This is a genomic window from Kocuria sp. UCD-OTCP, assembly GCF_000349605.1.
Lineage (GTDB): Bacteria > Actinomycetota > Actinomycetes > Actinomycetales > Micrococcaceae > Kocuria > Kocuria rosea.
This window is the reverse complement of record NZ_AOSQ01000049.1, coordinates 1-11,135: the sequence shown is the minus strand read 5'-3', so window position 1 is coordinate 11,135 and position 11,135 is coordinate 1. Positions and strand designations below refer to the sequence as shown.

Sequence of the window (11,135 nt, the reverse complement as noted above, 5' to 3'; positions counted from 1 at the left end):
GAAAGGTCCTCGGATGGGCGACGCCGGCCACCGTGTTCGCGGCCAAGATGTCATGCTGAAACAACGTCGGTGTTGCGACGAGCTGTTGAATCCGCCCGGCGATAGGGGGTCAATGTTCGTTCGGCGTTGACAGGTTTCGATGATTTCGGCCTGGCGGGCACGGGCGACCGAGGTGAGGTTTCCTGGTTGCAGGTCAATAGCCTCCGGTGCCGGTAGGCCGGATTGCTGTTGCTACCACGGCGACCGTGTAGAAACCGGCCTTGGCGGCGGCGCGCATACGTGATCATCTGGCTGACCCGGGCCACGAAGCGGAAGTGATCGACGGTAATTTCCGCTCTGGGTAGCGGGGTGCGCACCGCGGCGCGGTACTCCGCGGACATATCCATGGCGACCAGCTGCAACCGGACCAGCCACCGGCGCGGTCGGGGGACCGGCCAGGCCCGCACGGGACCGGCGACGATGCCGAGTATCGTGCTGGCGTCCAGGTCGCTGAACATGATTGACCACGGCTCTACCCGCTTCACTAGCCCTGTCTCGTGGGCGAAGTGGCGGACCGTGCAGAACCGGTGCTCGTCGATGCCCAGTCGTCGCACGAGTCAGTGGTGGATGTCCCCATCGACCCGAACGGTGGTGCCCAGAATGCGCATCAGTGTGGTCCAGGAGACCTGCCCGGTCGCAGCCAGACCGGGAACGTCCCGCCGTTCGACAGTCGCGGCTTGGGCGAGGCTCTGGACCTGGGTCCTCTCGTCGATGCAGAGCCCGATGGCGTTCTCGGGCGGGGCCAGATAGAGCCGTACCACGTCGACCACTCTGGCCACCAGTTCCGGATCGGTGGAGAGCTTGAAGGTACCTTCCTGCCAGGGGGCCACTCCGAACTCGCGCCAGGCCTTCGCGACCATGCTGTTGTCGATCCTGAGCCGGACACCAGCGGCCGGGAGGACCAGTGCGTGACTCCCAGCTTCTTCGGCGGCGGCCGTAACGTGGCGGCCACGACCTCCCCGTGGTGGATCTGCCGCGGACGGCCCGACCGGTCGTGGTCGGCCAGCCCGGCGATGCCGGCTTCGGCGTAGCGTGCCCGCCAGGCGATCATCGTGGTGCGGGTGGCCCCGACCCTCGGTGATCTCGGCGTTGGAGACCCCGTGGGCGGCCAGCAACACGATCCGCGCCCGCTGCGCTCGCCCCGCCCGCACCGAGGTGGAGTGCACCAGCCGGATCAGCTTCTCCGGGTCGCCTTCCCGTAGCAGCGGGGCCGCGGGATGATTAGCCATTACCCATGGTCCCACCCCATCAAACATCCAAACAGTTCGCAGACGGGCCACTAGTGGGCCGTCTTTGAAGTGGTTGGTCGGTTGGCTTTGTTGAGGATTTCGGCGCTGGTCTTGGTCCAGACGAACGGGCGGCAGCGGTCGTTCCAGCCGGTGACGAAGGCCCGGATCTTCCGGTTGAGCTCGGGAACGGAGGCGGCGTCGGCCCGGTTCAGGGCTTGGCGCTCGATGATCCCGAACCACACCTCGACCAGGTTCAGCCAGGACGCCGAGGTCGGTGTGAAGTGCACCTGGAACCGCGGGTTCTCGGCCAGCCACGCCTTCACCTCAGGGGTCTTGTGCACGGCGTAGTTGTCCATCACCAGGTGCAGCGGTCCCTCGGGGTAGGCCCGGGCCACCTGTCTGAGGAAGGCCAGGAACTCCTGACGCCGGTGCCGCGGTTTGCAGGCGGCGGTGACGTGGCCGGTGGCAATCTCCAGGGCGGCGAACAGGGTCGAGGTCCCGTGGCGGATGTAGTCGTGGGTGCGGGACGCCGGCTTCCCTGGCTGCATCGGCAACCCCGGGGAGGTGCGCTCGAGGGCTTGGATCTGGGACTTCTCGTCGACGCACAGCACGATGGCGTTCTCGGGCGGGGCCAGGTAGAGCCCCACCACGTCGACCACCTTGGCCACCAGGTCGGGGTCGGTGGAGAACTTGAAGGTGCCCTCCCGCCACGGCGCCACCCCGTACTCTCGCCAGGCCTTGGCCACGGTGCTGTGGTCGATCCCCAACCGGGACGCCAGCAGCCGGGAGGACCCGTGGGTGACCCCGAGCTTCTTCGGCGGGGGCCGCAGGGTGGCGGTCACGATCGCCCGGTGGTCGATCCGCCGCGGCCTCCCCGACCGGTCGTGGTCGGCCAGCCCGGCGATGCCTGCCTCGGTGTAGCGGGCCCGCCAGGCGATGACCGTGGTGCGGGTGGCCCCGACCTTCTCGGCGATATCGGTGTTGGAGACCCCGTCGGCGGCCAGCAGCACGATTCGCGCCCGCTGCGCCAGCCCCGCCCGCACCGAGGTGGAGTGCACCAGCCGGGTCAGCTTCTCCCGGTCGCCCTGGCGCAACAGCAGCGGGGCCGCAGGATGGTTTGCCATGCCCCATGATCCCACCCCATCAAGCGTGTAGATAGTTCACCGACGGGCCACTAGTATTGCGACGACCGGTCGAGCGCGTGGCTTAAAATGATGCGCTATACGTTTGATAAGTCAGCGGCGCACGACGTCGTAAGCAGATCGATACCAATCCACCGTGGACTGAATGCCGTCCTCCAGAGAGATCCTCGATGTCCAGCCGGCCTCGGCGAGTTTGGACACGTCCATGAGCTTGCGGGGGGTGCCGTCGGGCTTGCTGGTGTCCCACTCGATGGCACCTTCGTAGCCCACGGCCTCGGCGACGAGGCCGGCGAGGTCCTTGATGCTGACGTCGGTGCCGGTGCCCACGTTGACGTGCTCGGGGCCGTCGTAGTGCTCGAGCAGGTGCAGGCAGGCCTCGGCCATGTCGTCGACGTGCAGGAACTCCCGCAGCGGGGAGCCTGTGCCCCAGTTGGTCACCGACTCCGCCCCGTTGATCCGTGCTTCTTCGTAGCGGCGGATCATGGCCGGCAGCACGTGGGAGCCGGTGTGGGAGAAGTTGTCCCCGGGCCCGTAGAGGTTCGTGGGCATCGCGGAGATCCAGGGCAGCTCGTACTGACGGCGGACGGCCTGGATCTGCAGGATCCCGGCGATCTTGGCAATCGCGTAGGCGTCGTTGGTGGGTTCCAGGTGCCCGGTGAGCAGGTACTCCTCCTTCAGCGGCTGGGGGGCCAGCTTCGGGTAAATGCAGGAGGACCCCAGGAACAGTACCCGCTCCACCCCGTACTCCAGGGCGGCGTCGAGGACGTTGACCTGGATCCGCAGGTTCTCCGAGAGGAAGTCGACCGGGTAGGTGTTGTTGGCGAGGATCCCGCCGACCTTGGCCGCGGCCAGCACCACGTAGCGTGGCTTGGCCTGGGCGAAGAACGCGAACACCGCCTCGCGGTCCTTGAGATCCAGCTCGGCGGAGGTGCGGCCGATGAGGTCGGTGAAGCCTTCAGACTGAAGTCTTCGCCAAATTGCGGAGCCGACCAGGCCGCGGTGACCGGCCACGTAGAACGAGGCGGTGCGGTCGAGCGGGCCGGGGGTAAACGACGTTATCGTGTCAGCGGTCCTCTCGGTGGTCTCTGCTGTCATGGTGGGGTCCTGTCTCACTTGGCCCAGGAGGCGAGGTCGACGGTGTCGATCCACGCGTCGTTCTCGAGCAGGGCGATGTCGGCGTCGACCATCAGCTTCGCGAGTTCGGGGGCCTTGACGGTGGCCTGCCAGCCGAGCTTGTCCTTGGCCTTGGCCGGATCCCCGATCAGGGCGTCGACCTCGGTGGGGCGCAGGTAGCGCTCGTCGAACTCGACGTGTTCGCGCCAGTCGAGGCCGGCGTGGTCGAAGGAAATCTCCAGGAACTCCCGCACCGTGGTCGGGTGGCCGGTGGCGAGCACGAAGTCCTCGGGCTCGTCGGCCTGGAGCATCCGCCACATGCCCTCGACGTACTCGGCGGCGTAGCCCCAGTCGCGGATGGCCTGGAGGTTGCCCATGTAGAGCTTGTCCTGGGTGCCGGCCTTGATCGCGGCCACGGCCCGGGTGATCTTCCTAGTCACGAAGGTCTCCCCGCGGCGGGGGGACTCGTGGTTGAAGAGGATTCCGTTGACCGCAAACATGTCGTAGGCCTCGCGATAGTTCTTGGTGATCCAGTAGGAGTAGATCTTCGCCGCGCCGTACGGGGAGCGGGGGTAGAACGGGGTGTCCTCGTGCTGCGGGGGAGGGGTGGCGCCGTAGAGCTCACTGGTGGAGGCTTGGTAATAGCGGGCGTCGACGTTGGCCAGGCGCATGGCCTCGAGCAGGCGCACGGTGCCGAGGCCGGTGGTGTCCCCGGTGTGCTCGGGCTCCTCGAAGGAGACCTTCACGTGCGACTGCGCGGCGAGGTTGTAGACCTCGTCGGGGCGGATCTGCGCCATCAGCGTCACCAGGCGCGAGCCGTCGGAGAGGTCGCCGTAGTGCAGGAACAGGCGGGCGTCGGCCTCGTGCGGGTCGGTGTAGAGGTGGTCGATCCGGTGGGTGTTGAAGGTGGAAGCGCGGCGGATCAGTCCGTGGACCTCGTACCCCTTGGCGAGCAGCAGCTCCGCCAGATAGGAGCCGTCCTGACCGGTGATACCGGTGATTAAGGCTTTCCTATTCGCCTGCGGCATAGGTCTCTCCCCCTGGAGTCCTTAAGTCGTGTGTTGGCTAGCGTAGGTGTGGAAGTGATCCGTGCGAAACATGACGACACCAGGCGGCGCGCTACTCCGGCTTCAGCGACCTCAGCGTTTCGTCCCAGCGGCGGATAGCCTTGTCAGTGGATAGTTGCATCGCGGCGTATGCCAGTCCGTTTTCACCCAAGCGTGACGCTGTACCAGGGTTTTTCCACAACGTTTCGGCCGCTGTCAGCAGGGCCAGCGGATTCCCGGATGCGACGAGAATGCCCGCTTTGGACGAGCGAACCTCGTCTGCTGTGGCGCTCTCGGACTCCACCGATGCCAGAACTGGGCGCCCTGTGATGAAGTAGGACGTCAGCTTACTGGGTACAGCCATTTCCCGCACGCCGGGCAGCTCATTGACTAGGAGGATGTCCGCGGCGGATAGCGCAGAAAAGTACAGGTCGTCAGGAAGGGGATCGATGAACTGCAATCGTGATGCTCCTGCCCCGAAAGCCTCCAAATGCCCCCGCTGGTTGCCACTGCCCAAAAGAACGAAACGAACCCGTGAACCGTTCTCTTCTGCTAGCCGGGCTGCCTCGACAACGTTCTCGAGATGCTGCTTCAGCCCCATGTTACCGGCGTGTAGCACCACCACTTCGTTGTCCTTCCATCCGAACTCTCTTCTGGTGGTTGCTCGGTCGGTGTTTGGGGCAGCCACGATATGGGACCAGTTGCGAATGATTTCTATTTTCTTTGCTGGTACACCCAGGTGGTTCTGTACGTGCATCTGAAATCTCTCGTGGATCACGAACGTCTTGTCAGCCGCACCCACAACGGCTGCCTCGACCCAGCGCATCGGTGCGGCGAGTGCTGAAGCGAAGGCGTGAGATTCTTGGAACCCACGCCCGTAAAGGTCTTGAATCCATATGGCAGTCCGTGGCACGCGGCGTCTCAGCCTCGCGGCTAGGAGACCTATCCCCGAGGAAAACAGAGCTGGGGACACGAACAGCACGACGTCCGGATCCCCCCAGTCCACCCGAGCAGCCTTAAGACCAAAGTCGAGCTCCATGAGCAACCTATTGAGCAGACGTGGTGCTGATGGGACGTAGTGCCGCAGGTGGAGTACGTCGGCCTCGCCCGCGGACGCGCGTAGATGCGCGCCTGTGTACCCGGCGTATACCCGCCACTGAGGGTAGTGTGGGACACCTGTGATGACCTTCACCGTCCAACCCGCTCCCGCGAGCCGCGACGCAAGAGAAGTCGTATATGGAGCGATGCCAGTTGGTTCCGGTGCAAAGTTCAGTCCAACTATCGTCAATTTTGGTGACATGGCGTAACACCTTTCCTTCGGACTACACATGGGCCCATCCTGCTGAGAAGTATGTACCACCCCACACCCGCGACCCGCAGGGATGTCACAGTCCAGCGGTGTGCTGGCTGTGCGAACTGCGAGGAGCCAGCGCCATGAGCGACCCGTACGAGACGACCATCGGCGGCCAGGACGTCCCTGTTATTGATCTGACAGCCGCGCCCGGGTCCGGAGAAGCATGGGACCGGTCCCGCTGGATGATCTATCTGTGGTCCGCAACGGAGCTCTTGTTCGTCACCAATCCGTGGCAAGCAAGTTCATCCCTGCGGGTCAAGGCGCTTAGAGCGTTTGGCGCCCGGATCGGCGAGGGAGTCATCATTCGTCCTCGGACGCGCGTCAAGTTCCCGTGGAAACTCGAGATAGGCAATCGATCGTGGATCGGCGAAGGTGTGTGGATACACAATCAGGCCTCTGTCAAAATAGGAGATGACGCAGTCGTATCCCAGGAAACATTCATCACCACTGGTAGCCACGCCTACCGGCGTGACATGGCGCTGATTACCCGCCCGATTGTCATCGAGGAGGGAGCCTGGGTGACATCACGTTGCGTCATCACGGGCGGTGTGACCGTAGGTCGATCGGCACTCGTCCAGCCGTTGACTCGGGTCGGAGAAAACGTTCCTCCCAATGCGATTTACGGGGCTGCATCACCTGATGTGATCGGCCAGCGTTTCCCGCAAGACGATTCAGCCCACAATGCGTGAGGATGAGGACGTTGTGCCGTTATCTTGTATCGTGCCGAGCCGCCTAAAAATAGTTCACGTGGTCACTCTTGTCACACCAGAAGGTGCGTATGGCGGACCCGTACGAGTTGCCACAAACCTGACAAAGGCCTTAAACGCACGAGGCCATGAGTCGAGGCTGTGGGCCGGGGCGCGTGGGTACCCGAAAAACACGAACCTGGTTGACGGGGCGCCTGCTCGACTTTTTTCAGCCCGAGTGGCAGTGCCAACCTTGGGCTTTGCGACAACGGTGGTCAGAGGACTTGCAAGCGCGCTCATCGTTGAACGTCATCGAGTAGACATAGTGCATATTCATCTGGCGCGTGACTTCGTGACCCTACCAATCGCTCTGCTCGCTCGTGCTGTCGGTTTGCCATATGTGGTCCAAACCCATGGCATGATCACCCGAAAAAGCGGCATTTTCGCACGATTCTTTGACACTTTATTAACTCGCCCGGCGTTACGGGGCGCTGATCGCATTCTTTATTTGACATCCCAAGAGCAGCAAAGCCTGTCCCTTGTCGAGTCGCGGCTCACAAGTTTTGTACAGTTGGACAACGGAGCGGACATTCATTCGGGTGCGGAACCGATGCCGAGTCACACAGGGTGCGAAGTCCTTTATTTGGCAAGGATGCATCCGCGAAAGAGGCCTCTGATGTTCGTCAATGCCGCCGTAGACATCCTCGCACGGGGAAGGGATGCCGAATTCCGGATGGTTGGGCCCGACGAGGGCGAAGCTAGTGCCGTCTCCAAGCGCATCTCCGACGCAGGTTACCCCGAATCGATAGTGTATGAAGGACCCTGCGCGCCGGAACTAACTGACGATCGGCTGTCGAAATGCGACATTTATGTTCTTCCTTCAATTGACGAGCCGTTTCCCATGTCGGTCCTCGAGGCTATGGCACTAGGCAAACCTGTCATCGTCACAGATTCCTGCGGCCTAGCGCCATACATTGAATCGGCTGCGGCGGGTATTGTAGTGGGCTCGGACCAAGCCTCCCTCACGTCGGCCGTGGAGTCACTCATCATGGACAGCAGTGCACAACATGCAATGGGTGAGCGCGCAAAAAATCTCGTGAAGTATCACTTCAGCATTTCAGGTGTGGCAGAGCGACTGCAGCGCGTTTACGAATCGTGCTTGGCGAGCGACAAAAATGTCAGGCCAAACCCATAATCTTTAGAACGGTTCTCATGAGATTCAGTCTTGTCAATTCCTGGGGGTTGTATGTCAAGACGAGTAGTTGCACAACTATCCGGGATAGTCCTGGGAAGGCTGGTCGCCTCCGTTGCCCAGGCCGTCACAATTGTTCTGCTAGCTCGCGCGCTATCTCCGAGTGTATTCGGCTTGGTCATTGCCGCGCAAGCAGTTCTTACTGCGCTTGCCGTTGTATTGGGACTCGGATTTGCGCCATACATCGGCGTTCTGCGCGCCAGGGAACCGGGTTCCCCAATTGTCGATGAGGTCTTTAAATTAAACAGAATTATGAGCTGGGTCTTGACCTGTGTTTGTGTGGCTGTGCTCGTTGTTTTGGGATTTATTGATCCCGTGTTTTGGGTATTGACCCCATTGGGTGTTGCTCTAGGGTTTCAGCGGGACGCCGCGGTCTGGAACAGCATTGCAGTGGCGGACGGACAGGTGGGCCTGTTCAGCAGGAGTATCGCCATTCGTCGGGTTGCGACGCTATGCATTTTTGCTCTGCTGTTGTTTAGCGCGACGATACAGGCGGTGTTGGCCTACTGCTCTGCCGTACTAATCTCCGAGTGGTTCTACAATGTTCGACTGAAAAGACGGGCGGCATTTGTTCCGGGGCGGGTGAAGCACATACAAATGCGATTGATCCTTCGCGGTTCGAAGTTCTTTTGGCTCGACGCGATTAGTGGTCAGCTGAGACTGCTGGACGTAGCGGTTATCGGTGTCGTGCTTGGTCCGCTTGCGGCGGGGTACGTTGCCGTTCCATCCAAGGTGGCCTCACCGCTCATGTTGTTACCATCCTCATTTGCCACGCTCATTCTTCCCCGAGTGAGCTCTGGGTGTGGCCGGACAGTGCGCCAAGGCGTCTACCTCGCTATGGGAGTCACCTCCATGATCGGAGTGGTGCTCTTAGTTTTGTCTATGTATCTGCCAGATTTGATCGGAATTCTTTTAGGGCCAAGTTATATCCCTTCGGTTCCGATTGCGAGAATATATTTTGTGGGATTCGTATTCCTTTCGCTTGTTTACACAGTTGGAGCCGTGTTGCAGGGGGCAGGTTTTCAATCTGCCGTGGGAAAAAACTCTGCAATTGCTTCTGTGGTGTCGATTTCCGTGCTCGCACTAGCGGGATACTTTTGGGGTCTTGAAGCGGCTATTTGGGCGTATGTTGCGGCGCTTGCCGCCCAGGTGGGAGGGTTGGCGTTTATCTATATATTCGTTTTTCGGGGAGTGGGCCGCCATATTGATTCACTACGTTCGGATATTTATAGGACCCTTCGTACCTGAGCGTCGTCGCTGATTGGTTGGGTAACGGCGGTGACCGGGGACTGCCGCACGGTAGGTGACACCCTGACGCGGCCCGCGGCTTCGTTTGCAGTCGTGGTCGCTAGCTTCCAGCGGTGGTGAGTGCCTGTGGCGTTCGAGCGAGGTCGAATTCGCGCGGAGTGCCGTAATCGAGTGCGAAATGTCGGTGACGCCGGTTGTGGAACACGTCGATGTACTTGATGATCGCGTTCGCCAGCTTGATCCGGGTCTTCCACTTTTGACGGTTCAGCAGTTCGATTTGCATCGACGACCAGAAAGTTTCCAACATGGCATTGTCGAGGCCGTCGCTGACCGTGCCGAACGACGGCAGCAGCTCGGCCGAGCGTATCTTCTGAGTGAACACCCACGAGGTGAACTGGGCGAGTTCAATCGGTGGACGCAACACCGGGTGCGTGTAGTGAGCGTAGCTGCTTTTCGAAGGCCTCGGCCGGGGTCCGCCAGGCGAGGATCTTGCGGGGGCAGTTGTTGATCGCGAGGGCGACGGCTTCGAGGTTCTCGACAAACCACCTGGATAGATCGATGCCTTCGGGATGTACTGGCGTAGCAGTGGACCGGTCCTCGGTGGATGCTCACCCCAGCCTTCGAGCCGAGGCAGATGAACCAGGATGGTGGAGCAGCTGCTGCGCTCAACGAGCGTGCCGACCGCGGACCAGCCGGTTCCGATGATCAGATCTTCCAGTGCCCGAGACGGCGCGATCGGCGGCTTCGGCGGGGCGTTCGCTGAGGACGACATCGGCGGTGACATGCCCCTGCGGCTTGTTGCGTGCTCGAGCTCTCGGTGCCCGCAGCGCCCGGCCGGTGCGCAGCCACGTGACCAGCTCTCGCTTGAGTGCACCACGTCTCTCGCTGAACAACGACTGATAGATCGCTTCGTGGCTGATGCGCATGGACTCGTCATCGGGGATATCGACCCAGAGCCGGTAAGAGATCTGTTCCGGGCTCCACGCCGTCGACCATCTCCTGTCCTGCCGGTGCGGCTTGTTCAGCGCCTTCCACGCCGGCGCCTCGGGGCCTGTGACGATCGTGCCATCGGGTCCGTGGACGCTCCCATCCAGCCGTTCCTGCACGTACTCGCGCAATCTGTCGTTGTTCACGAGCTTGGCTGTCTTCGGGCGCTTCGCGGCCTGCTGCGCTTTCCACTGCGCTACCAAGGTCCGGTAGACCTGCTGGCCGCTCCTGGTCGCCGCGTTGCCGCGCAGCTCGCGAGAGACCGTCCCGGGGTCGCGTCCGATCCGGCGGGCGATCTCGCGCACGCCGAGTTCTTGGGCACCCAGCAGCGCGATCTCCTCCCTCTCGGCGAACGACAAGTATCGACCCGTCGGCTCGAACAGGCTGATCGGCGGCATGCCGCCAGCGTGACGGAACCAGCGGGCCCCGACCGACCATGACACATGTCAGCGCTCTTGGAATTGTGGGCCGGTAGTGCTCGTCGAATAGTGGGCCACGTGGTTGTGGTTAGTTTGTCTGCTCGGTGATGGCGACGCTGGGGAGCGTGTCGGTTCCGAGGTGTTTGAGCCGGTAGCTGGCGCCTTTGAGGGTGTGGACCTCGGCGTGGTGGACGATGCGGTCGATCATGGCCGCGGCGATGGTGACGTCGCCGAAGACCTCACCCCAGCGGGCGAAGGGCAGGTTGCTGGTGAGGATCAGCGAGGCCTTCTCGTAGCGGGTCGAGACGAGCTGGAAGAACAAGTTCGCGGCTTCTTGCTCGAAGGGCAGATAGCCGACCTCGTCGATGATGATCAGCCGGTACCGGCCCAGCTTGCGCAGCTCGGCATCCAGGCGCCCGGTGTCGTGGGCCGCCTTGAGCCGGTGGATCCAGTCCACGGCGGTGGCGTAGAGCACCCGGTGGCCCTGCGGGACTGATGCACCGATAGGTGACAGGTTGGGTCAGGCAGCCTGAAGGGCTGGTGTGGTCATGATGGTCTCGTACTCGATGGGGGTCAATCTCCCGAGCGCGGCTTGGCGTCGCCTCCGGTGATAGGTGCGT

General features: G+C 62.2%; 9 protein-coding genes and 3 pseudogenes. 3 read left to right on the top strand and 9 right to left on the bottom strand.

Going from position 1 to position 11,135, the window contains the following annotated elements:
- Positions 1 to 50: 50 nt before the first annotated feature.
- The 6 genes from H488_RS36725 to H488_RS38270 all read right to left on the bottom strand — a co-directional run bounded on the left by H488_RS36725 (position 51) and on the right by H488_RS38270 (position 5,869).
- Positions 51 to 497, bottom strand: coding sequence for a transposase (locus H488_RS36725; protein ID WP_150110390.1), 447 nt, complete (start codon positions 495 to 497; stop codon positions 51 to 53).
- Between the two features lie 99 nt (positions 498 to 596).
- Positions 597 to 1,268: a hypothetical protein gene (locus H488_RS37260; protein ID WP_150110389.1), complete on the bottom strand. Its 672-nt coding sequence runs from the start codon at positions 1,266 to 1,268 to the stop codon at positions 597 to 599.
- 50 nt (positions 1,269 to 1,318) lie between these two features.
- Complete coding sequence (locus H488_RS32720) at positions 1,319 to 2,392, bottom strand: IS630 family transposase (protein ID WP_031283532.1); 1,074 nt, start codon at positions 2,390 to 2,392, stop codon at positions 1,319 to 1,321.
- Positions 2,393 to 2,503: 111 nt separating this feature from the next.
- Entirely contained in the window at positions 2,504 to 3,505 is a 1,002-nt protein-coding gene (locus H488_RS32715) for a GDP-L-fucose synthase family protein (RefSeq protein ID WP_017834455.1), read from the bottom strand.
- Positions 3,506 to 3,519: 14 nt separating this feature from the next.
- Entirely contained in the window at positions 3,520 to 4,551 is a 1,032-nt protein-coding gene (gene gmd / locus H488_RS32710) for a GDP-mannose 4,6-dehydratase (RefSeq protein WP_017834454.1), read from the bottom strand.
- A gap of 91 nt (positions 4,552 to 4,642) precedes the next feature.
- The gene (locus H488_RS38270; RefSeq protein ID WP_081615840.1) at positions 4,643 to 5,869 is read right to left on the bottom strand and encodes a glycosyltransferase family 4 protein; all 1,227 of its coding nucleotides are present in this window, start codon (positions 5,867 to 5,869) and stop codon (positions 4,643 to 4,645) included.
- Positions 5,870 to 6,003: 134 nt separating this feature from the next.
- Here H488_RS38270 and H488_RS36715 point away from each other — a divergent pair, with 134 nt between their 5' ends.
- The 3 genes from H488_RS36715 to H488_RS36705 are packed head-to-tail and all read left to right on the top strand — an operon-like array spanning position 6,004 to position 9,109.
- Positions 6,004 to 6,612, top strand: a complete 609-nt coding sequence (locus tag H488_RS36715) for an acetyltransferase (RefSeq protein ID WP_081615839.1) — start codon at positions 6,004 to 6,006, stop codon at positions 6,610 to 6,612.
- Positions 6,605 to 7,804, top strand: coding sequence for a glycosyltransferase (locus H488_RS36710; RefSeq protein WP_081615838.1), 1,200 nt, complete (start codon positions 6,605 to 6,607; stop codon positions 7,802 to 7,804). Before H488_RS36715 ends, H488_RS36710 begins: the two co-directional genes overlap by 8 nt.
- A 51-nt stretch (positions 7,805 to 7,855) precedes the next feature.
- On the top strand, positions 7,856 to 9,109 hold the full coding sequence (locus H488_RS36705) for an oligosaccharide flippase family protein (protein ID WP_081615837.1): 1,254 nt from the start codon (positions 7,856 to 7,858) through the stop codon (positions 9,107 to 9,109).
- A gap of 100 nt (positions 9,110 to 9,209) precedes the next feature.
- On the opposite strand, the pseudogene H488_RS32705 reads toward H488_RS36705, so the two are convergent.
- The 3 pseudogenes from H488_RS32705 to H488_RS32695 all read right to left on the bottom strand — a co-directional run.
- Positions 9,210 to 9,506 (bottom strand): annotated as a pseudogene (locus H488_RS32705) (IS3 family transposase); the annotation flags it as partial.
- A 7-nt stretch (positions 9,507 to 9,513) separates the two neighbouring features.
- Positions 9,514 to 10,539 (bottom strand): annotated as a pseudogene (locus H488_RS32700) (transposase); the annotation flags it as partial.
- A gap of 64 nt (positions 10,540 to 10,603) precedes the next feature.
- A pseudogene (locus tag H488_RS32695) lies at positions 10,604 to 10,999 on the bottom strand (ATP-binding protein); the annotation flags it as partial.
- Positions 11,000 to 11,135 lie beyond the last annotated feature (136 nt).